This is a genomic window from Cyclobacterium sp., from assembly GCF_014762705.1.
Classification (GTDB): Bacteria; Bacteroidota; Bacteroidia; order Cytophagales; family Cyclobacteriaceae; genus Cyclobacterium.
On record NZ_JABURL010000010.1, the window covers coordinates 1 to 23,463 of the forward strand.

Below are 23,463 nucleotides of genomic sequence, written 5' to 3' on the forward strand. Positions count from 1 at the left end.
TTATTGTTTATCAGTGCTACGAAATATTGGAGATTCAAACTTTTCCGAATATTCCGGAAAAATAGCCGCATAAAAAAGGCTGCCCTTTTCGGACAGCCTCAATAGGGGGATTTTTTCGCAAACGAACCTTTTTAACATTTCTGTAATCCGGATTTTCCAAACCTAATAACTTACCTTAGCTGTAATAAAATTGCTTGTCCGCAAAATGATCCGGAATTACAAATGCCTCCTCTACCTAACTCATCGGATAACAGGGATGTAATTGCAAACTATGCCCAGAGAGGGTTTTGGAGATTACAGATCTTCTTTATCTAAACCACGGAATTACAAATTCCGCGGAGCGGATAAACTCAAAAGCAGGAACGTACCTGCTATTTCTCCAAAAGACAAAATCCCCCTTTAAAAAGGGGGAAATAGGGGGATTTTTTCGCAAACGTACCGTATTAACATTTCTGTAATCCGGATTCTCCAAACCCAATAACTTACCTTAGCTGTAATAAAATTGCTTGTGCGCAAAATGATCCGGCATTACAAATGCCTCCTCTACCTAACTCATCGGATAACAGGGATGTAGTTGCAAACTACACCCAGTGAGCGTTATTGGCTAATAGCCTAAGTCAATTATTTTAAAATTAAATTCAGGTTATAAGTATTGATAAAAATTATATAAAACCTTTGAAAGGAAATTTTTTACTTTTGTACAAACAGCCTCAAAGGGCTTAACAGCATAAAACCCTGCTTTTGGTCTATAATCAGAAAAATAATGTAACTTTGTAATGCGCTCAATAACAACATGAAGGCCTTTCAAAAAATAGCGACCCTTTTTCTTTCCCTGATCGTACTGCTCAGTTCGATGAGCTTTACCTTGAATAGGCACTTGTGCATGGGTGAAATTGAGAAAGTGTCTCTTTTCAAAGAAGTGAAAGCCTGCAAGATGCACGCCAAATCCTGCCATGATGATAAAAGTGAAAGCAGCAAGAAAGATTGCTGTGAAAATGAACAACTTATCGTTCAGGGTCAGGATGAACTGACCAAAGCATCCATTTTTAAGCAGCCCCAGCCGGAGATGTCCGCAGTGCTTTACCTGCTTGTAGCCTATTTCACTGTAAATACTGTTCAGCCGGATGTAGTACCCCATCAACACTATGCGCCTCCCCTGATCCGGCAGGATATACCTGTGCTCATTCAATCCTTCCTGATATAATAATTTGCTGATTGCGGCATGTGCCATGGATTTTCCATGCGATGCCGCCTGTCTGTTTATGCTGTTTCCCCTTTACATCCCGGGGATATTTTCAGCATTTTCCATCATCTGCATAACCTTCTTTTGATCCGCTGAACCCCTGGTGAATAACTACCGGGTATCACAGGATTGATTCAAACAACCTGTTGCTCAGCATCCAAGACTGATCGGTTGGCAGATTTTCAGGTAATCATCAAATTATTGAAAAATGCTCCATAACATCATCAGATTCTTTCTGGAAAACAAGCTGGTCACCGTACTGCTGTTGTTACTCATTGTCTCCTGGGGAATAGCTACTGCCCCCTTTAATTGGGAACTGGATTTTATCCCCCGGGATCCGGTCCCGGTGGATGCCATACCCGATATTGGTGAAAACCAGCAAATTGTTTTTACTGAATGGATGGGAAGGTCACCACAGGACGTGGAAGACCAGATTACCTATCCCCTCACTTCCGCTCTTTTGGGGCTGCCGGGTGTAAACAGTGTCCGAAGCAGTTCTGCCTTTGGCTTTTCCAGCATTTATATCATTTTTGATGAGGATGTGGAGTTTTACTGGAGCCGTTCCAGGGTTTTGGAAAAACTCAGCTCTTTACCTGCAGGATTACTTCCTGAAGAAGTCCAGCCAAGGCTTGGGCCGGATGCCACTGCTTTGGGACAGGTATTTTGGTATACGCTGGAGGGAAGGGACCAGGATGGTGAGCCTGCCGGGGGATGGGACTTGCATGAATTGCGCTCCATCCAGGATTATTATGTACGCTATGCCCTGAGCAGTGTACCGGGAGTGGCTGAAGTGGCTTCTGTAGGTGGATATATCAAGGAATACCAAATAGACGTGGATCCTGTTGCGTTAAAGGCCCATGGGGTTTCCCTGATGAATGTGGTAGAAGCCATCAGAAACAGCAATATAGATGTAGGGGCCAATACCATTGAAATCAACAAAGTAGATTACTTTGTCAGGGGCCTGGGATACGTGGAAGAGCTCCGGGACCTGGACCGTGCTGTGGTAAAGGTAACGGACAATGTACCCCTGCTGGTCCGCGATGTGGCCAGGGTAAATATAGGTCCTCAACCCAGGAATATGGGAGGCATTCTGGACAAGGCAGGTGCTGAAGCCGTTGGTGGAGTGGTCATTGCCCGCTATGGAGAAAATCCACTGGCCGTCATTGATGCCGTAAAGGAAGAAATTGAACAACTATCAGGAGGCTTACCCAGCAAAACCCTGGAAGACGGCAGGGTCTCCAAAGTGAGTATTGTTCCCTTCTATGATAGAACAGGCCTCATCTATGAAACCCTGGGCACCCTTTACCAGGCCATCAGCCTTCAGGTATTGATCACCATCATCGTGATCATGGTAATGGTATTTAATTTACGTGCTTCCCTTTTGATTTCCTCCCTTTTGCCGCTGGCAGTGCTGATGTGCTTTATTTTTATGAAGTACTTTGGGGTAGATGCCAATATCGTGGCCCTTTCGGGTATTGCCATTGCCATTGGCACCATGGTGGATTTGGGGATTATCCTGAATGAAAATATCCTCCGCCATCTGGAAGAGGCACCTGCCGACAAACCCAGGATCAAAATCATCTTTGAAGCCACCACGGAAGTAGCTTCTGCTATTTTGACAGCTGTCAGCACCACCATTATCAGCTTTTTGCCCGTATTCACCCTTCAGGCTGCCGAGGGCAAACTCTTTGGGCCACTGGCCTATACCAAAACCTTTGCCCTGATAGCAGCGGTTATATTTACCCTGATCATCATGCCCACCTTTTCCCATTGGATATTTTCCATCAGGAAAAGTAATAAGAGAACAGGCCTGATCTGGAATTACATCCTGTTGGTATCAGGAATAATCATTGCCCTTACTCTCTGGGCCTGGGCCGGCATTATACTCATAGGTTTTGGCCTGATCAACCTCTCCCTGCATCATTTTCCGGAAAGGATGGAACCGCACCGAAACAGCATGAAAGTAGGCTTTACAGTTGTAGCTGTGACCTGGTTGCTGGCCATGGAATGGGTACCTCTGGGTGTTGCCAACAGCCTGCTGGTCAACTTCCTTTTTATTGCCCTGATCATAGGCCTGGTCCTGGGTATTTTTATTGCTTTCTACAGGAATTATTCCAAAATGTTGCTTTGGACCCTTGATCACAAAGGGGTGTTTTTAATCATTCCAGCTGTGATCATCCTACTCGGGCTTAACATTTGGTTAGGCTTCGATCGGGTTTTCTCCTTTGTCCCCAGGGCCACAGACAATATTGGATGGGATATCAAAAGCAGTACCGGCTGGACTGCCCTCTCCCATACCTTTCCCGGTTTGGGAGAGGAATTCATGCCCTCACTGGATGAAGGTTCCTTCCTTTTGATGCCTACCTCCATGCCCCATTCGGGAGTGGAGGCAAACAGGGAAATCCTGCAAAAACTGGATATGCTGGTGTATGCCATCCCGGAGGTAGACCTGGTGGTGGGCAAAGCAGGAAGGGCTGAAACGGCCATTGACCCTGCACCCATGTCCATGTTTGAAAACACCATCCATTACAAAAGTGAATATGCAACGGATATTGACGGGAACAAGCTCAGGTTTAAGGTCAATGAGGATGGGCATTTCCTGCTGGCCAACGGAGAAAGCTATGATCCGGCATCCAACGAGCCTGAGAAAATAAGCAGGGAACAATTGGTTCCGGATCCCCGGGGCAATTATTTCCGGCAGTGGCGGGAGCATATCAAAAGCCCGGACGACATCTGGAATGAAATCATCGGAGTGGTCAACCTGCCGGGAGTGACCTCCTCCCCAAAGTTACAACCCATAGAAACCCGTTTGGTCATGTTGCAAACCGGTATGCGGGCGCCAATGGGCATCAAGGTGTTTGGTTCGGACCTGAAATCCATTGAAGCCTTTGGCTTTGAATTGGAAAAATACCTGAAAGAAGTCCCCTCTGTCAAGGAGCAGGCGGTATTTGCAGACCGCATCGTAGGCAAGCCCTATTTGGAAATAGACATCGACAGGGACAAAATAAGCCGCTATGGATTGAACATCCGGGATGTGCAGGATTTTGTAGAAACAGCTATCGGAGGCATGTCCGTCAGTACCACGGTGGAAGGAAGGGAGCGCTTTCCCATCCGCGTGCGTTATGCCAGGGAATATAGGGATGACCCCGCCAGCATAGAAAACATGTTGGTCCCTATGCCAGGTGGAGAGTTCATTCCCCTGGGTCAGTTGGCAGCCATTACTTACCGGCCCGGCCCGGACATGATCAAGTCTGAAGACAGCTTTCTGGTAGGCTATGTTCTACTGGATAAAATGCCGGGCTTTGCCGAAGTAACTGTGGTAGAAGATGCTCAACGCTACCTGAAAGAAAAAATCGATTCGGGAGAGCTGACCGTGCCTTCGGGTATACGCTACGAATTTTCGGGAAATTATGAAAATCAGGTAAGGGCAGAAAAAAGGCTGGCTGTAGTGGTACCGCTCTCCCTGATTGTCATATTTCTCATCCTGTACTTCCAGTTCCGATCTACCTCCACTACTCTTTTTGTTTTCCTGGGTATTGCCATGGCCTTTGCCGGGGGCTTTCTGATGCTCTGGTTGTATGGTCAAAGCTGGTTTATGGATTTTTCTGTGATGGGTACCGAAATGCGGAATTTGTTTCAGATGAAAACCTATAACCTGAGTGTGGCCGTTTGGGTGGGTTTTATTGCCTTGTTTGGTATCGCCACGGACGACGGGGTTGTGATGGCCACCTACCTGGACCAGAGTTTTAAAAAGTACCGCCCTGAAAACAGGAAAGAAGTAAGAAATGCCGTACTGGCAGCCGGCCAAAAAAGAATCCTACCCTGCCTGATGACCACCTCCACCACCATATTGGCCCTTTTACCCATACTGACTTCATCCGGAAGGGGATCCGACATCATGATCCCCATGGCCATACCGGCTTTTGGGGGAATGGTCATTGCCCTGGTCACCCTTTTTCTGGTACCGGTAATGTATAGCTGGTGGGCAGAACGTAAAGTGAAACGTGATGCTGAGGTATATCTGGATGCTTAATTGAAAGGTCCAATGGAAGGAATGAAATATTAAAACTTAAAAGATATGATTAATAAACTAAAAGATTTGGAACCAGGAAGGCAGAAGGTGGAGGACAGGGTTTGGTGGGAGCTTGGTGCCGGGCTCTTCCCGAATAGTTGGGTATTATTTGTTTTGGTTGCTATCCTACACTTTCCAACCTCTATTATCCAGGCCCAGACGCTGGATGAGCACCTTCTGACTGCCGCTGAAAACAATCCCGAAATTCAGGCCTATTTCAGTGATTACCTGGCGGCTCTGGAGAGGGTTCCACAAGCTGGAACTTTACCTGATCCTGAATTGAGCCTGGGTCTTTTTGTCCGGCCCATGGAACGTTTTATGGGCAACCAACATGCCGATCTGCAACTCATGCAAATGTTTCCCTGGTTCGGCAGCCTGGGAATCCGAAAAGATGAAGCCAGTAAAATGGCGCGGGCCAGGTATGAAGCTTTCAGAATGGTAAAAAATGAGCTGCTATTCCAGGTAAAAGTGGCCTGGTACGAACTCTCTCGCTTAAATGAAGAAATAAAAATCAGCAAGGCACACCTCAACATCCTGGAAAAATACGAAAGATTGGCATTGGTCAGGTACCAAAGCAGCAGCACTGAGATGAACCGGTCAAACTCCTCTTCCAATCAGGGAATGGAGGATGTATTACGGATCAGGATGGAAATGAATGAATTGGAAAATACCATCTCCCTTTTAAAAGATACGCAGGAAGCTTTGGTTGCTGAATTTAATGCCCTTTTGAACCGGGATCCTGAGGAAACCCTGGCCATCCCTGACAAGCTATCAGATGAACCCTTACCCATGAACCGACTGGAATTGCTGGACAGCATCAAAACATTCAACCCTGGTCTGAGAATGCTGGAAGCTGAAGGTGCGGCCTATGCTGTCCAGAAAAAGATGGCAGAGCTGGAAGGCAGACCCATGATGGGAGCAGGGATTAATTACATGGCTTTCAGTCCGAGAATGGAAAATGGCATGAACATGGGCGGCAACAACATGGTCATGCCCATGTTTAAAATCACCCTGCCCATTTACAGAAAAAAATTCAAATCCATAGAAAAAGCAGCTGAACTCAATCAGCAAGCCAGCTTACAGCGAAAGGAAAATACAGTCAATCAACTTTCCAGCCAATGGCGAAATGCACTCAGGGATTGGGATGATGCCAATCGGAGGGTAGGTCTGTACCAGCAACAAACCAAACTGGCGCAACAAACCCTGGATTTACTCATGACCGCCTATGCCAATGATGGAAAAGCCTTTGAGGACCTGCTGAAAGTACAACAGCAGTTGCTGGACTACCAGCTGAAACACATAATGGCGATTGTGGACAAACACAACAGCGTTGCCCAACTCGAAAACCTGGCGGGTTTTTGAGGATGTGAGGATGGGATGATGTGCTGATGTGAGGATTGGGGGGATACAATTGTTAAATGACTTAATGAACGAAATAACAATAAAATTTAAATAATCATGGAAAGGAAAAATGAAGTATTGGAATTGAGTTTTGATTTTGCATTGCAGGTAATTGAATTCTCCGAGTTTCTGGAAGAAAAGAAGAAATATATAATCGCACGGCAATTATTAAAATCAGGGAATGGAATTGGAGCCAGTATCAGGGAAGCTCAAAGTAGTGAAAGCCGGGCAGATTTCATTCACAAACTCAAGATCTCCCATAAAGAGGCAGAAGAAACGGAATATTGGCTATTGCTATGTTCGAAGGCACCCTCCTACCCAAACCCTACTGAGAACATGTTAGCCTTACTGCTCAGCATTCGAAAATTGCTAAACAAGATCATTTCAACTACGAGATCTGGCAATTTAAGTTAATACACAAGACATTTATAATTACTTAAGTCATGTTGAAAAAATTAAATAAACAGGTTTTGATGTTCACCGCATTTGGGATCCTCATAGGTTTCCTGATCGCCACCCTCATCGGCACATCAAAAAATCAACACATCAACACATCAACACATCAGCAAATCGAATCATCAGACCATCAGCACAGCGAAACCTGGACCTGCTCCATGCACCCACAGGTAAGGCAATCCGAGCCGGGGCAGTGCCCCATTTGTGGCATGGACCTGATCCCTGCAGCATCCAAAGGTGCCGGTTCATCCAGTGATCCGATGGTTTTCGAAATGAGCAACAATGGTGTGGCCATGGCCAATATCGCCACTTCCAGAGTAAAAGAAGGGTTTTCCACAGGTGAATTACTGCTCAGCGGAAAAGTGAAGCCCGATGAAGGCAATATCTCCTCCATCACGGCCAAATTCCCGGGAAGAATAGAAAAATTATTCATCAATTTTACCGGGCAGGCGATCAGTCGGGGAGAAAAACTCGCCACTGTTTATTCCCCTGAACTGGTCAATGCCCAGCGGGAACTCCAGGAAGCTGCTGCCAGTAAAGCTGATTTTCCGGAAATATATGCTGCTGCCAAAGAAAAATTAAGGCTGTGGAAATTAACAGCTGATCAGATCAGGGCCATAGAAAAGCAGGAAGATCTGCTGGAGCATTTTGATGTGCTGGCCGAAAAGTCCGGCATTGTCAGCCAAAGGAATGTTGCTGTGGGCGACTATATAGGTACAGGCTCCGTACTCTTTGAAGTCGTGGACCTGAGCAGTGTCTGGATCATGCTGGATGCCTACGAAACGGATTTATCTGCTATTCGCAAAGGGAATGCCCTCTCCTTCACCGTTGCAGGGATTCCCGGCGAGGTATTTGAGGCAAAAGTAGCATACATAGACCCTATCCTCGATCCCGAAACCAGGACCGTAAAAATCCGGGCAGTAGCCAATAATGCAAAGGGCCTACTCAGGCCGGAAATGTTTGTCAATGCCAAAATTACAACAAGCGGACAAGTGGATCAGGCCAGTGTCAGTATCCCAAGGACCGCCCTGCTCTGGTCGGGAAGGCGGTCGGTAGTATATGTCAAGGTTCCAAATGCGGAATACCCTGCCTATGAAATGCGGGAAGTAACCGTTGGTTCCCGTGTAGGAGACGTGTACCCGGTGATGGAAGGGCTTAAGGAAGGCGAAGAAATTGTAACCAACGGGGTATTTGCCATAGATGCAGCTGCGCAGCTCGCCGGAAATTACAGCATGATGTCACGTCCTGAATCCAAAACCATGGAGGTTTCCCAAGACTTCCGAAAGCAATTGACAGCATTGGCAGAGGCCTATTTTGACCTTAAAAATGAATTGGTTGCTGATGATGCCCAAGGGGCACGGGAGGCCGGAAAACAGGTAAAAGCTGCATTGAATAAGGTGGACATGTCCCTGGTGGAAGGTGAGGCACACGACCAATGGATGCAATTGAAAAATGAATCAGAAGAAGCTCTTCAGGGCTTGCAGGAAGCGGAAAACATTGAAGCGGTCAGAAAGCAATTCATGTGGCTATCGGAAAGCATGCTGGAAATCACGGAAACCTTTGGCCTTGAAAAGGACAAAGTCTACCGGCAGTATTGCCCCATGGCCTTTGGTGATGAAGGCGCTTATTGGTTGAGTGAAAAGGAGGAAATATTCAATCCCTATTTTGGAGAAAGCATGCTCCGCTGTGGAGAAGTAAGGGAGACCTATAAAAAAGGTGAGGCGGTAATGCAAAATAAAAGCGGTTCCGGATCCGGGGATATGGCACGGCATAATCACTAAAAGCGCCCAGCGGTTTCCCAATTTTAATACGTATAAAAACCCAGAGAAATCATGAAAGAAAAAGAAGAACATAGACAACACAATGATCAGCATGAATCAGGTCATGACAAACATTCTCAGCACAAGGACCATGGTTCCGGTCATGAAAATCATTCCCACCATGAGCACCATGCGATGATGATACAGGATTTTAAAAAACGGTTTTGGGTATCCCTGGTCTTAACCGTTCCCATCCTGGCCCTTTCTGAAATGATCCAGCAGTGGTTTGGATTTGAACTGACATTTAATGGGGATAAGTACCTTTTATTTGGCCTTGCTACCATCTTGTTTTTTTACGGAGGATGGCCTTTTCTCAAAGGTCTGGCAGATGAACTCAAGGAAAAAAATCCGGGGATGATGACCCTGATTGCCGTGGCCATTACCGTGGCTTATGCCTATAGTTCCGCCGTTGTCTTTGGATTGGAAGGCATGGACTTTTTCTGGGAGCTGGCCACGCTGATTGTGGTCATGCTGCTGGGACATTGGATCGAAATGAAATCCGTAATGGGTGCTTCCAGGTCCCTTGAACTCCTGGTAAAAATGATGCCTGCTGAAGCGCACCTGCTGGAAGGAGAGCAGGTGAAAGAAGTAAAGGTTTCAGAGTTGAAAAAAGGGGATGTGATCCTGGTAAAAGCAAGTGAAAAAATCCCTGCAGATGGCACCATAGTGGAAGGGGAAAGTCACCTGGATGAGAGCATGATTTCGGGTGAAAGCAAGCCGGTCAGCAAAGCCAAGGGGGATGAGGTCATCGGTGGTGCAGTCAATGGCAACCATTCCCTTAAAGTGAAAGTAGAAAAGACAGGTGAGGAAAGTTACCTCAACAAGGTGATTGGCCTGGTGGAAGAAGCCCAGGAGGCAAAATCCAAAACGCAAAACCTGGCCAATTTGGCTGCACGCTGGCTGACCTTTATCGCTTTGGGCGCTGGAACCATCACCTTATTGGTATGGATCAGTTTAGGCAAACCCTGGGATTTTGCCCTGGAGCGGATGGTGACCGTAATGGTAATTTCCTGTCCCCATGCCCTGGGTCTTGCCATACCATTGGTTGTAGCCATATCTACCTCAGTTTCCGCCGGAAAAGGATTGTTGATCCGTAACCGGACCGCCTTTGAAAATGCAAGAAAAATTACCGCCATGGTTTTTGACAAAACCGGAACCCTGACTGAGGGCAATTTTGGTGTTTCCCGGTATGAAAGTTTATCTGATGATTTGGATAAAAAAGAGCTGCTGGCCCACACTGCCTCACTGGAACAGGAGTCCGAACATCCCATAGCCATGGGCATTGTAAAAAAAGCCAAAGAAAAGGAACTTGACCTCCTTTCTGTCAAATCCTTTGAAGCCCTTACGGGAAAGGGAATACAAGGCAAGATTGATGGTGAATTGTGGAAAGTGGTGAGCCCGGGATATCTGGAGGAAAACAACATCTCTATACCAGAAAAAAGCCAGGGTAATGAGGCCGAAACCATTGTATTTGTCCTCAGGGGAGAAGACCTTGTTGGTTTCGTGGCCCTTTCGGACAAAATCAGAGAAGACAGCTATGCGGCCATCAAAACCCTAAGGGAAAAAGAGATGAAAATGTTTATGGCTACCGGGGACAATGAAAAAACCGCCAAAGCAGTCAGTGAAGCTTTGGAACTGGACGGTTACTACAGTGGGGTCTTGCCGGATGAAAAGGTGGACATTGTAAAAAAATTGCAAAAGGATGGCTACTTTGTGGCCATGACAGGGGATGGTGTCAATGATGCCCCGGCACTGGCCCAGGCCGATGTGGGGATAGCGGTGGGCTCCGGTACTGATGTGGCTGCAGAAACGGCCGATATCATCCTGGTCAACAGCAACCCCAAAGACATCGCCAAACTGGTTCTTTTCGGCAGGGCTACTTACCAAAAGATGATCCAGAACCTGATATGGGCTACCGGATACAATGCCATCGCCCTGCCCCTGGCCACCGGTTTTATTCCGGGATTGATCATCAGCCCGGCCATAGGAGCCGTATTTATGAGCCTGAGTACCATCATCGTGGCTGCAAATGCCCAGCTGCTAAAGAAAAGTATGCGTTAAAACTCCCAAAAAATGAACTGGAAACAAAAATTACTGACTCCCACCTATGAAAAATCGACCTCTCTTATCCGCTTGATGGTAGGTGTGGTATTCCTTTCGGAAGGCATCCAAAAATTCCTTTTTCCGGCAATCCGGGGGGCAGGGAGGTTCGCAAAAATCGGACTTCCCGAACCGGAATTTTTGGGCTATTTTGTGGGTGGAATTGAAGTATTTTGCGGGCTTTTGATCCTTCTGGGCCTGCTAACCCGATTGGCAGCTATCCCCACATTGATCATCATGCTCGTCGCCATTTCAACCACGAAAACCCAGGTTTTAGCGGATGAGGGCTTTTGGGCCATGATGCATGCCAGCCGTACGGATTGGGCCATGTTGCTGGGCAGCATTTTTCTGATTATCAAAGGGAGTGGTAAATGGGCTGTGGACCATTTACTGTTTCCCAAAAAACAGTATTGAATAATCAACGGTTAATGGAAAGGTTCAAAATTTCTGCTGAATATGGACTTGTTGGGTTCCTGGTTCTCATTCAACGGCAGGTGCCAGTTGCTGCCGGACCATTTCCTCTTCCAGCATCCTCTGGTCGAGTTCCCTGGCGTAGGTTCGCCCTCCTTTAAATCCATAAAGGGTATAGGCTTTTCCTGCCCAATCTTTGGCACTGAGCAGATCTCCCAGGACCTCATGGCCCAAAGCCACATTGTAACACAGTTTCCCGGAAGTTTTGGCATCGGATGGCAGGGACAATCCTTCCTCCCAGGCTTGGATGGCATTTTCCCATTCATTGACTTCAGCATATCGCGCGCCTAGACTCAGGGCTGGGTTTTTCTTGGATTTGGCATAGAAGGAACGGTTGATGTTCAAATACATCGGTGCCACCCTTCTTGCATAGGCCGCTCCAGCCAGCTGGCCCACGTACCTTGTGGCTTGTACTTTATCAATCAACAAAGCCAGGGCCTGGGTTTTGGTCTCTGCTTCAGCCGACCAGAGGTTGGTCTTTCCAAAGTCACCCTGATCCACGATATTTCTGTTCTGGGGATCATAGAGCCTGAACCCAACCTGTACAGAAGCTACTCCTTCAGCCTGTATGCCGGGCACTTCTATTGTTTTGGCATCATTGCCACTTCCCACTTCCTTTTTGATAGTCACCTTTTTTTCGGTCACCACAAAATCCGAACTGAATTTTTCCAAAGTCAAAACCCCATCTGCCTCATAGTTTCGGCAAAGGGATTCTATTTGCTCCCAACTCAGGGGCTGCGGGAAGGTCTGTGCAAAAAGTCCGCCCTTCAAACGCTCCCTGGCCCGGATCACCTCATACCTGGGAGAGGTATTGAGTTCCTGCTGTATGGTGGCCAAGGTAGCATCTATGCCGTTCTTTACCTCAAAAGGCGCTTCCCCGGTCAAAATCCCCTCAATAATGGCTACTCCCTGGCTTTCCGGTTGTGTTCTGTCCACAATCAGGAGCCGTTGCACATGATTGGGCACATTGATCTCGGCAGGTACCAATCGGGTGAGGGATACATTTTTTGTACAGGAAAAAAATATACTGAAAAATCCTGATAATATGATAACAATCAATAACTTACGTACAGACATATACAAGCGAAATAAAAACCGCTACAATTTAGCGAAATGTTTTCAAATCAAAATCACTGCTCCCTTAAAAGTCAAACAGCCTCTGAAGAAAAATGCCAGATACCCTGGATGGCATCTGGCATTCTATATCAGTATTTGCTTTACCAGGGCTTCCCTGTCCCCTGTATGACCCAGGGTTTGGACCAGGCACTATTTTCTCCGTCTACCTCGGAAAAATTGGTGGTTTCCAACCTGCCCATGGCCGCTTCTGTTTCTTCGGGGTTCAGATTTCTCTCGTCGATCATGTAGTAAAAACGTACGGGAAGCGCCGCCCGAATGGCAAATGGTCCCGGCTGAAGCTGGGGAAAACCGGTCCTTCTGTAGTCAAACCAGGATTCAGCTGCCGCCGTCCAGGAAGCGATCCATTTTTGTTCCATCAGTTGTTCCAGGCTACCCTCAAATTGGACTTCTTCTTCCAGCAAATAAGCTGCAGCCTGATCTGACAGGCTCCAGGTGGCAAAAGAAGCCATGATCGCAGCCTGATAGTAATTTTCAGCAGTATTGCCCACGGACCAACCTTTCAATGCCGCTTCCGCCAGTATAAAGTTTACTTCCGATGCGGATATCAACCTGGCCCTTAACAAAGGACCATTGGGTTCCCGGTAAATATCATTCAGCCAGGAAACATGCGGGTTGAATGCGGCCTGGTTGGCATCAGGGCTCAGGTTATATACTTGTGGCCCCGGTATGGCTGGTGGAATGCCCACATAATCGGGATTCTGGCTGATATCCTCCAGGTCCACATTTCGTTCTTCCAATACATCGGGGGAGAGCAATCTTTGGTTGTTTTCTATTCTATCAGTACCCGGGGGTAAATTTTCGTCCACCACAAGAGGAATTTGTACCCTGTTGGCCCAGACTCCCAACCTGGGGTCATTTTTGGAACGCATGGCTTCTACCAGGGTTTGACACATCTTTATGCGGCGGTAGTTGCTTTCATTGGCATCAAACCTGGTGTTGTCCGGCCAGCTGGTACTACTTGAGTTATCGGCAAAAGGCATGGTGGCGTCGTCTCCCGGATCTGTGATGATGGGGTATTGTTCCGGATTACTCAAAATGGTTTCAATGCCCTCCTTTGCAAAATCAGGAAGCTTTTCCGACACACGCATATAATACCTCAATTTTAAGGAATTGGCCATTTTCCTCCATTTGGAGGGATCACCATTGAAGTAAACATCGGCTCCCTCTATCGTACTGTTGTATTCTGCCAGTGGTTTTGAAAGCAACTGATTGGCCGCTTCCAAATCCTGGATGACCCCTCTGTATATACTTTCCTGGGTATCAAAAGAAGGAAAAGTGGCTTCCGGCGTACCCTCAGCTCCCCTTAAAGCCTGGGTGTAGGGAGCATCCCCCCACAAATCAGTGATCAGCCCAAACATCATGGACTTCATGACCAGGGTAACCCCCTGCTGCAGTTCCTGATCCAGTTCCACTGCCCGCTCATAAACAAACTGGTTGTTTCTCAGGATACCATAGTAACCTGCCCAACTGTTGTTTCTGTTCCATTCATACAAGTTGTGTCCACCGGCCCAGCCATCCTTCTGGGTATGCTGCATGACCCCTGCGATGTCTCCATAACCCAAGTTGACCACGGTTTTACCTGCCTCTGTCAATACCGTGGAAAGCACCAGGTTTGGATTGGCTGTTTCCGGATTGGCCCCATTGGGATTCACATTCATGTCTATCAGGTCCTCCTGACAGGAGAAAACACTAAATGCCATTGTACTGATCAGGGCTATGATTTTTATATTTCTTTTCATTTCAAGTCTGTTTTAAGTAATACAAGATCTCCTAAAAAGTGGCATTCACCTTGAAACCAATGGGCATCACCCAGGGCATCACATTCCACCTTTCTATCCCCTGTTTGAATTGGCTTCCCGCCTGCACGCCTCCCTGAGGTTGAAAAGCCATTTCCGGGTCTACATTGATCTTGGCGGCTGTCCATAAAATGATATTTCTGCTGTAAACAGAGAAATTGAGGTTTTGCATCTTCAGCCTATTGGCCAGCCTGATGGGTACATCATATCCGAATGATACCTCCCGGAGTTTCACAAAAGAAGCATCGTACAAGAAGGCCCTGGCAAAACTCCAGGCGGTACTTCCGGCATAAGGCAGGGTAATGGTCCCTCCGGGTTGCCCGATATTTTCTCCCAGATTTTCTGCAAACTCCGTGGGATTGCCATCAGCATCAAAAGCCGTGGCATATACTCCCGGAATAAACACCCCGCCATGGGGTAGGGTAAAAGGGCCGAAAGTAAAGGGGTAACCATTGTATTCCGGTGTTGGGCCTCCTACCAATGGAAAGTTATTTCCATTGATCAGAATCATGGATTCTTTATTGGCCAGCAGGAAATCCCGAAGTTCCTGACCTTCCATTTCCCCCGGGTTGATCAATTTGTCCAGAAAGATCTGCGATCTGCCATGTTCCTCCCCAAAGCGGTAAGTTTGGGAAACAAAGTCTCCTCCATTTCTCCAGTCGAAGGTCAGGTTCAGGTGAAAATTCCGGTAGGACAAGGAGGTTTGCATGCCCATGATAAATTTGGGATTGAAATTACCAATTTTATTTCTGCTGTTTACTGCATCCACATCCTGCCATTTTCCGGTTTGATTCAATATGGGAAATCCAAAATAAGGAGACTCCGGATCTTCCACCGTGACCACCTGTGCATCGTAAATATCACCAATTTCTTCTCCCACATAGGTCCAGGCACCTCCCCTGGCATCTGTCCAGAGCGTATAGTAGGGCAGGTCATCTGCCAACTCCAGAATCCTGGTCCTGTTTCTGGTCAGGTTGAAGCTGCTGGTAAGGTTCCAGTTTTGGCTTTTTACCAGGTCAGCTCCAAGCGTAAGCTCGATCCCTTTGCTTTGCAATAGCCCCGCATTGATATTTTTGGAAGTGTAGCCGGTTGAAGGGGGAAGTCCGGTGCTGAAAATCTGGTTTCTGTTTTCCATTATATAATACGTCCCGCTAAAACGTACCCGGTTATCCAACAAATTCAGGTCCAACCCTGCCTCATAGGAGGTCGCAATCTCTGGTTTCAGGGAAGGGTTAAGCAAGGTACCAGGCAGGGAAAGCCTGGGTAAATTGCCCCAATTGCCTGCATTGGAAAGTGCTGCGATCAGCTGGTAGGGATTGGCATCGTTTCCCACGGAAGCATATCCGCCCCTCAACTTTACCATGCTGAATTGACTGGGCATAACAATCATGTTATTGAGCAAAAGACTCAAAGAAGCAGAGGGATAAAAATAAGGTTCGGCGTCTGGCAGGGTACTGGACCAATCCGCCCTTCCCGTCAGGTCCAGGTAAACCATGTCATCGTAACCCAGATTTACCAGGCTATAAAGACTGTTGATTCCTCTTTCGAAGCGGGAATTGTTGTACTGAATGTTGTCGGGTGATATATTCTGGATGGTGAAAACGCCCGGGGTGATCAAGCCGCCGCCAGGAGTGGATCCTGCAAATAGGCTGCTTCCATTCTGGTACCGCATGTTTCCACCACCGGAGAGAGTTATCCCAAAATCGTTAACATCTTTGCTGTATGTCAGCAGGAAATCAGCATTGGTCTCCATGCCATGCAATTCCGTTATTCCGTAGGCACCCTGCGGTTCCTCACTGTAGCTTCTTGCAATCTTACTTTCTCTGGTCTCATTATACAGGTCCAGGGCATACCGGGCAAAGAAACTTACAGATGGGGAAATTTGCCAATCTGCCTTGATATTTCCAAAAACCCTGTCCCTGGTAAAGCTATTATTTACTTCATTGGCGAGAAAATAAGGATTATTGGTCACACGGGTAGGTTGGTCTGCATCTACCGTTTTCTGCTCCAACCCTTCCTGTCCAGGCAGCCAATAATCTTTCAAGTCAAGAATATTGACATGTGGAGAGGTTTCATAGGCCCATTGCAAGGGGTTTGTTCCCCGTTCTCCAGCCGGCCGGTTGTCCGAATTGTTCCTGCTCACATCAATATTCGTGCTGACCGAAAATTGATCACTGACTTTCATGGTCGAGTTGATATTGAGGGTGTTTCTGAAAAGATCTGAATTGGGGATGATTCCCCTGTTCTGCATGTTGGAGTAGGAGATCCTGTAATTCATGGAATTGTTGCTGTTGGAAATGGAAAAACCATTGGATGTGGTAATCCCCGTCTGCATAAAATTCCGGACATTATTGGGATAGGAAACCAGGGGAATTGGAATCCTGTTTCCATTTTCATCCACAGGACTGTTCCACTGTACTGCTTCATATCCCTTATCCAGTTCAGCTCCAAAGGCAGCATTTACATTTTCCTGGACCAATTGGCCAAAGGGGTTGGATAGTGGGGTACCGCTGATGTCCGGCGGTATGGCTGAAAATTGACCCGAGCCAAACTTGCTGTGCCATTTCAGGTATTTGAAAGGTACATCGAATACGGTATTCGAAGTGACATTCACGGTAAGCCGGTCCGCCTGACCACTTTTGGTGGTGATCAAAACCACGCCATTACCAGCCCTGGATCCATATAATGCGGCTGCACTGGGCCCTTTCAGGATGGTAACATTGGCGATATCATCAGGATTCAAGCCCGATATGGCATTTCCGTAATCTACCCTGTTTTCTGATCCAACCGAGGATACATTGTTAAGGGTATTGGCAATGGGTACTCCATCCACTACAAACAGCGGTTGGTTGTCCGAACTCAGGGAAGTAGCACCCCTGATTACCATGCTTACGGAGGAGCCTGTACCACCGGTATTACTGATTGTGGCTCCTGCCACCTTTCCCGACATGGCGTTTAGAAAACTTTCCTGTGCCACCCGGGTCATTTCCTCACCTCCTACCCTTTCTATGGAATACCCCAAAGAAATTTCTTCTCGTTTAATTCCCAGGGCAGTGACCACCACCTCGCCCAAATCAGAAGCATCGGGGCTCATTTCCAGGTCAATTACAGATCTGTTGCCCACCTCTTCCGATACCGCCCGGAAGCCTATATAGGAGAATACCAAAACGGTATTGTCTCCGGGTACCTGAATGGTATATTCTCCATTGATATCGGTGGCTGTACCGGTCTGGCTTCCCTGAATCAAAACATTTACCCCAGGGATACCCAGACCATCTTCAGAGGAGGTAACCTTTCCGGTAACCTGTCTACTTTGTGCCGGGGCTTTCATGTTCCCGGTAATGACAATGAGCAAAAGCAAAACAAACACCTGCCTTAATCCAATAGTTGTAAAATATTGCTTCATAAGTTTGCCTTTATAGTTTTAAACCTAAATTACTTGTAATACTGTAAGTATCAAAAACATACCATTATACACCTACTTTTTTATTGCAAGTTGAACAAAAACTCAAAAATTATTATAGGAACAAGCATTATGAAAATATGTCCGTACTGTTAAAAAAAAATAACAGTGAGCTTCTTTGGTATTTTAAGTTTAAAAAACACATCCATTAAACTGTCCAAAAGATAAATTCTCAACGAAAACTACCTCCCAAGCAGACTGGCCTTTAGGGCATCGATCCATTCCAGCCTGCGGGAAAGCTTGGGACCAGGACTAAAACGATAAATAAAGTTGAACCGGTAATTGCCGGTACCTGCATTTACCTTATATCCGGCTATCGGGGAAAGATTGACCTGGTTGTAGACATAATTGATATTAACAGACCACTTTTCGGAATTGTATCCCGTAAATCCCCTTAAAAAATAATTGGGCCGGATACCCCAACTGCATCTTTGCCCATCAGGTTCAAATTGCATGGTGGTACGCCCCAATGACAAACTGGATGTAGCTGAAAGGGTAATGAAGAAATGCTTCTTTATGATTAGGGAATAGGCATAGCCCAAATTAGGTCCAAATTCAAAAAATTTGATTTGATCGAAAAGCTCCGACCGTTCATCCGGAGGAAGGATGCCATTTTGGTTTCGGGCCTGGCCACCATATACTTCAAATCCAAGCAAAAATGAACCGGCTGATTTTTGCTGCCATTCATTTTGAAGAAAAGCAGCCCGGTAAGAAAATTTATCGCCATTGAACAGATATTGCACCGACGCACCCACTTTCCTCATTTTCATGTCGGGAAATACTAAAGGATCTTCAGTGCCAAATTGATTCTGGGACCGTTTTAAAAAATAACCGTTGTAAAACTGCCCAAAAAAATCAATCACCAGATTTTTAGGGTAGGCATGGGCCTGCAGATCCAGGTATTTTGAATCTCCCCTCCCCCTATCCGGATTTATAAAACCAAATCCGGTAGCCAGATTCAAGGTCAGGTTCTGATAAGTCAGACCAGCACCCATATTGAGCGTGGAATTGGGCATGTACCATAACTTCTTCTCCCCCTTTTCCAGGCCCATCCCTGTGTATTTTCTTGAAAAATAAAACCTGCCGGTAAGTTTTTCGGGATAGGACAGGTAGTAGGCAATGCTATCGGGATCGGATTGAGCAGAAACATGTAGAGAAGAAAAGAAAGCCAAAGAAATTACTGCCAAAAGAATTTTCATGCCTGTGCGTTAAAGATGGTTTACATAGAACTGTATTGTCTTAACGGGCTTGCAATAAGGAGAGGTTCCAAAGGAAAAGGGAGGTTAGTAAAAATCATTTCGAAATAACCTCCTTTTTAAAGATAAGAAAAAGATAAGTACAAAAAGTTGCTTAATCACCCGTAACAAAGGTAATCATTTTTGTCGCAATAATACAAAAAATAATTCTTTGTATTTTTCGATATTATAAAGAAATAATCACAATGGGCTTCATTTCCAGACTCCTTGCAGAAAGTGATTCTGCTTTTTCGGGAAAAGAAAAATTAGCTTTTTCTCCCGGAAGCCCAATCGGTATTTAGAGGGAATCCAAATAAAAACCATTAATAAATTAAATTTTTTATGTATTTTTTTTAATAATTTCACTTTTTCAAAGTCGAATTTGTAAATATATTTATCTATCCGAAATTTATGCCGGGCTATTTTCCTACAAATCAGACCAGACTGATCCATTATTCAAAAGCAGATTTAAATTAATTTTTTATTGAAATATTTATATATAAATATTTGTAATTCAGCAGGAACTTTAGTAAAAATTATCCTTTCAAAAGCCGGAAAAAAGCAAAAAATTCCCTTGCGGACTTATCGACTTTATACCAAAACAAAAACAAAAAGCGGATTTTCAGATTTTATCCTTCCCTGAAAACCATTTTTTAAAATAGTACAAAATGGGATTTTTGTATTTCAATTGTTTCCATGGTCTGCTGCCGTGGGGCCTGTGCCAAACCGGCAGGTCCATGAGTACATGGTTTTCAAATCCCATTTCCAGGGATTTATTACTGATATGCGTATCGTACCAGTCTTTGCTTTTGTCCAGGTTACTGAAATCATATTTTTCCAGAAAGGCCCTGCTGATGAGGGTACAACAAAAGCTCAAACTCCGGTCTGTCTTCACTGCAGCCTGGTTTTTATACTTATTAAATTTCAGGTAGGGGAAATTAACCTTTCCCTCCCCATCATGGGTAATGGCTCCCACCAGCCCCGTTCTGGGATTGGATTGCGCAAAAGTGACCAGCCCATCCAAAGTATCTTTCTGAACTTTTACATCAGATTCCACAATGATCAGAGGCAATCCTGCCTCCAATGCATTTTTTTGCGACAATTGCAGTACTGTTTTGTAATTGGGAGAGGGATTTTTGGTGAGCTCTTCCAGGTGAACCAACTGAAAACCCATTTTTTTTTGCGCCTCTTCCAGTGCCATTCTGGTTTCAGCAGTAGAATAATCATTGAAAACCCAATAATAAAAGTTGCCTTTGGCATTTTGAATGGCCTCGATGGTTTCCAGGGTAGCGGACAAGGCATCTTTCACGGGGGTAACTACAATTGCCTGCATTTTCATGGGTTTATAATTTGCTTTTAATAGGCCACATGGAATCTTTGACGATTAAAATAATCATTGCCCTGTGTGTTTAATGATTTTTTTTATCGTGTCGATTTCATAGGATTATAATTGTTTTTATGCAAGCATATGCCGGCTTTGTCGTCGGACAGGGAACCTCGCATGTGTCATAATTATCCGATTGTGTGACCTTTTCGTCATGCTCGATTTCATCTTAAAAAATGGCCCTGGGATGGTCCAGGGCCTGATGCTAATTTTATTTAACTTTTTCCAATGCGGTTTTCACCCTTTTCAGGGCTTCCTTTAGTTCATCCTCAGAGGCAGCATAAGAAAGCCTTACGGAATCAGGTGCTCCAAAGGCCGCCCCTGTTACCAACGAAACATGGGCTTCGTTCAAGAGGTACAGGCAAAAATCATCGGCAGTTTGAATTTTAAAATCTCCGGCAGATTTTCCAAAAAACGCAGAAACATCAGGGAAGAAATAGAATGCTCCTTCAGGGACATGGGTTTTGATACCCGGTATCTCCCTAAGCAATTGCAAAACCAGGTCTCTTCTTTTCAGGTAGGCTGCTGCCATCTCTTCAGAGGGTTTCTGATCTCCGGTAAGTCCGGCCAAAGCCGCTCTTTGGGCAATACCTGTACCGCCGGAGGTAAATTGCCCCTGAATTTTTTCACAGGCCTTGGCAATAGGCAGAGGCGCACAGATGTAACCTACCCGCCAACCTGTCATGGCATAACCTTTGGAGAAACCATTGACCGTTATGGTACGCTCAAACATACCCGGAAAGGAAGCTATGCTTGCATGTTGTCCTGTAAAGTTAATCAGCTCATAAATTTCGTCCGCAATAACAATCAGGTCCTCTTTTGATTTGACCACTTCAGCAATGGCTTCTAATTCCTGCTTGCTAAAAACTGATCCGGAGGGATTACAGGGAGAGGAATAAATGACCGCCTTGGTTTTATCTGTAATGGCCGCTTTCAGTTGTGCAGCGGTAGCTTTAAAATTATTTTCCAGATTGCCTTCAATCAGCACCGGCACTCCTCCTGCCAATTTGATAATCTCGGAATAGGACACCCAGTAGGGTGAAAAAATCACCACTTCATCCCCTTCATTGATCAGGCACATAAAAACATTGGCAATGGAGTGTTTAGCGCCCGTGGAAACCACTATGTTTTCGGCTTTGGCCTGGGTTATTTGATTTTGCTCCCTTAATTTTTTGGCAATGGCTTCCCTGAGGTCCTGGTACCCGGCTACGGGTGGATAAGAAAAATACTTTCCTTCATCTATAGCTTCCTTTGCAGCCTCCTGAATATGTTTTGGGGTTTTGAAATCCGGTTCTCCCAGACTCAGGCCAATGATGTCGATTCCCTGGCTTTTCAATTCTCTGGCAGTTTTTGCCATGGCCAGCGTTGCTGACTCTTCCATATTGTTGATGCGATCAGATAGGATGGAATTCATGTATGGTCTTTTTTGTTTGACAATCAGAAATGTATAAATTTATTTGTATCAAAATTCAAAAAAAGGAAGGAGACTTCTCCTTGCTTTTTTTAGTTTGCAAAATTAACCATAATGCCAATCTTTCCTAAATCTTTGGACAATTTTGAACACTTGTGTAATTGATTACAGTAAATTTACATTTGCTTCAGAAAGGAATCTTTCATAATAAAATTTGGGTAAAAACGTTTTTAAATTGTTATGAATAAGTTAGCCTATTTGCTGGTGTTTCTTCTGTCAACTGTCACGATGCGGGTTCATGGTCAAAAAGAGGCAAATGCCAGTGATCCTGATTCATCGGGTGTTGTCAGCAATCGCCTCTTACCATCTTCCACGCCCGTATTGCTTTTTTCCGATGCGGAAGATGACTTAAAGGAAGAAAAAAAATCCAAAAAGAAAAAACGAAAGAAGAACGTCTACTTCGGTGAAAAAACGAAAAAAACACTGATAAAAAGCAGTTTCAGGGATCAGGTCACCTACCAGGTATTTCATTTTACCTTCAGCAAAAGGGAGCCTGACCCATATATCCGGGATATTTACTGGTATGATTCCAAAAACAAAGCCATTAAAAACTCAGGTTTCAGTCCTTCCAAAGGATACCTGCTGCACGGGCCTTATGAAAGGCGAATAGGTGAACAGGTGGTGGAGACAGGCATGTACTATTACGGCACCAAACATGGTCGATGGATGACCTTCGACGGGAAAAATATTTTGCAGGACAAGCGGCATTATGATGAAGGATGGCCCAAGGATTCCAGAATTACCTATTACAACAGGGGAGAAAGAAAAATTGAAAAACTCACGCCGATAGAATACGATTTGGAAGAAGGGAATTTTTACCATTTCTATCCTGATGGGCAGGTGGCGGTCACCGGTGAATACAGCTTTGGCGAGAAGGTAGGTTTGTGGACGGAATATTGGTCTACTGAAAAGGATAAAACTGTTAAAAAACGAGAAATACAATACCAGTCGGAAGCATTCACCAATGGATACAAACCCTATATCCGGGCAGAATGGGATAGGGAAGGGAATTTGATTTACCGCAACAATTGATCAATAAAAGGCATCTTCAAAGTGCCTGAAGGCAATGTGGCCATGCCTGTCCTTGTAAACCCCTACAATATCAAAACGGATGTCATGGTGCCAGTCCTTAGCAAAAATATAATGGTCCGCCGCCCGGATGATCAATTGCCTTTTTCTGTAATCAACAAATTCCTCCGCATAGCCGTATCCTGTTCCACTTCGAAACTTGACCTCTACAAAAACCATGATCCCTTTATGGGTCATGATCAGGTCTATTTCAGCGTGTTTGTACCTGTAATTCGCTTCCACAAAGGTATACCCCTTGGTTTCGAGCCAACTTTTTGCAAGCTGTTCCGCTTCTCTTCCCAGGTCATTGTGTTCAGCCATTCTCTTTATTTGACTATATTTGAAA

15 protein-coding genes are annotated in these 23,463 nt (G+C 45.5%); 8 read left to right on the plus strand and 7 right to left on the minus strand.

Features of this window, described 5'->3' with window-relative positions; all coding sequences use genetic code 11:
* Window positions 1-793 precede the first annotated feature (793 nt).
* From HUJ21_RS00235 to HUJ21_RS00265, 7 genes are all read left to right on the plus strand, one after another.
* Window positions 794-1,204 carry a hypothetical protein gene (locus HUJ21_RS00235; protein ID WP_291366270.1) on the plus strand — a complete coding sequence of 137 codons (411 nt, stop codon included), beginning with the start codon at window positions 794-796 and terminating at the stop codon, window positions 1,202-1,204.
* Window positions 1,205-1,451: 247 nt separating this feature from the next.
* Window positions 1,452-5,276 (plus strand): efflux RND transporter permease subunit, encoded by a 3,825-nt coding sequence (locus HUJ21_RS00240; RefSeq protein ID WP_291366272.1) that lies wholly within the window; start codon window positions 1,452-1,454, stop codon window positions 5,274-5,276.
* Window positions 5,277-5,321: 45 nt separating this feature from the next.
* A complete protein-coding gene (locus HUJ21_RS00245; protein WP_291366274.1) occupies window positions 5,322-6,677 on the plus strand; it encodes a TolC family protein in 1,356 nt (451 codons plus the stop codon).
* Window positions 6,678-6,773: 96 nt separating this feature from the next.
* On the plus strand, window positions 6,774-7,130 hold the full coding sequence (locus tag HUJ21_RS00250) for a four helix bundle protein (protein ID WP_291366276.1): 357 nt from the start codon (window positions 6,774-6,776) through the stop codon (window positions 7,128-7,130).
* A gap of 29 nt (window positions 7,131-7,159) precedes the next feature.
* On the plus strand, window positions 7,160-8,953 hold the full coding sequence (locus tag HUJ21_RS00255) for an efflux RND transporter periplasmic adaptor subunit (RefSeq protein ID WP_291366278.1): 1,794 nt from the start codon (window positions 7,160-7,162) through the stop codon (window positions 8,951-8,953).
* A 51-nt stretch (window positions 8,954-9,004) separates the two neighbouring features.
* Window positions 9,005-11,053, plus strand: coding sequence for a copper-translocating P-type ATPase (locus HUJ21_RS00260; protein WP_291366280.1), 2,049 nt, complete (start codon window positions 9,005-9,007; stop codon window positions 11,051-11,053).
* A gap of 12 nt (window positions 11,054-11,065) precedes the next feature.
* Complete coding sequence (locus tag HUJ21_RS00265; protein ID WP_291366282.1) at window positions 11,066-11,506, plus strand: DoxX family protein; 441 nt, start codon at window positions 11,066-11,068, stop codon at window positions 11,504-11,506.
* 66 nt (window positions 11,507-11,572) lie between these two features.
* Here the strand turns inward: HUJ21_RS00265 and HUJ21_RS00270 are convergent, their stop codons facing one another.
* The 6 genes from HUJ21_RS00270 to HUJ21_RS00295 all read right to left on the minus strand — a co-directional run bounded on the left by HUJ21_RS00270 (window position 11,573) and on the right by HUJ21_RS00295 (window position 21,992).
* Window positions 11,573-12,640 carry a DUF6340 family protein gene (locus HUJ21_RS00270; protein ID WP_291366284.1) on the minus strand — a complete coding sequence of 356 codons (1,068 nt, stop codon included), beginning with the start codon at window positions 12,638-12,640 and terminating at the stop codon, window positions 11,573-11,575.
* Between the two features lie 140 nt (window positions 12,641-12,780).
* Window positions 12,781-14,439 carry a SusD/RagB family nutrient-binding outer membrane lipoprotein gene (locus HUJ21_RS00275; protein ID WP_291366285.1) on the minus strand — a complete coding sequence of 553 codons (1,659 nt, stop codon included), beginning with the start codon at window positions 14,437-14,439 and terminating at the stop codon, window positions 12,781-12,783.
* Between the two features lie 31 nt (window positions 14,440-14,470).
* Window positions 14,471-17,902, minus strand: a complete 3,432-nt coding sequence (locus HUJ21_RS00280) for a SusC/RagA family TonB-linked outer membrane protein (protein ID WP_291366287.1) — start codon at window positions 17,900-17,902, stop codon at window positions 14,471-14,473.
* Between the two features lie 239 nt (window positions 17,903-18,141).
* Window positions 18,142-19,158, minus strand: coding sequence for a DUF4421 domain-containing protein (locus HUJ21_RS00285; protein WP_291366289.1), 1,017 nt, complete (start codon window positions 19,156-19,158; stop codon window positions 18,142-18,144).
* Window positions 19,159-19,816: 658 nt separating this feature from the next.
* Window positions 19,817-20,527: a glycosyltransferase gene (locus HUJ21_RS00290; protein WP_291366291.1), complete on the minus strand. Its 711-nt coding sequence runs from the start codon at window positions 20,525-20,527 to the stop codon at window positions 19,817-19,819.
* 262 nt (window positions 20,528-20,789) lie between these two features.
* The gene (locus HUJ21_RS00295; protein WP_291366293.1) at window positions 20,790-21,992 is read right to left on the minus strand and encodes a pyridoxal phosphate-dependent aminotransferase; all 1,203 of its coding nucleotides are present in this window, start codon (window positions 21,990-21,992) and stop codon (window positions 20,790-20,792) included.
* A gap of 237 nt (window positions 21,993-22,229) precedes the next feature.
* Here HUJ21_RS00295 and HUJ21_RS00300 point away from each other — a divergent pair, with 237 nt between their 5' ends.
* A complete protein-coding gene (locus tag HUJ21_RS00300) occupies window positions 22,230-23,081 on the plus strand; it encodes a hypothetical protein (protein WP_291366294.1) in 852 nt (283 codons plus the stop codon).
* On the opposite strand, the gene HUJ21_RS00305 is transcribed toward HUJ21_RS00300, so the two are convergent.
* Window positions 23,082-23,438: a YraN family protein gene (locus tag HUJ21_RS00305; RefSeq protein ID WP_291366296.1), complete on the minus strand. Its 357-nt coding sequence runs from the start codon at window positions 23,436-23,438 to the stop codon at window positions 23,082-23,084.
* Window positions 23,439-23,463: the final 25 nt, after the last annotated feature.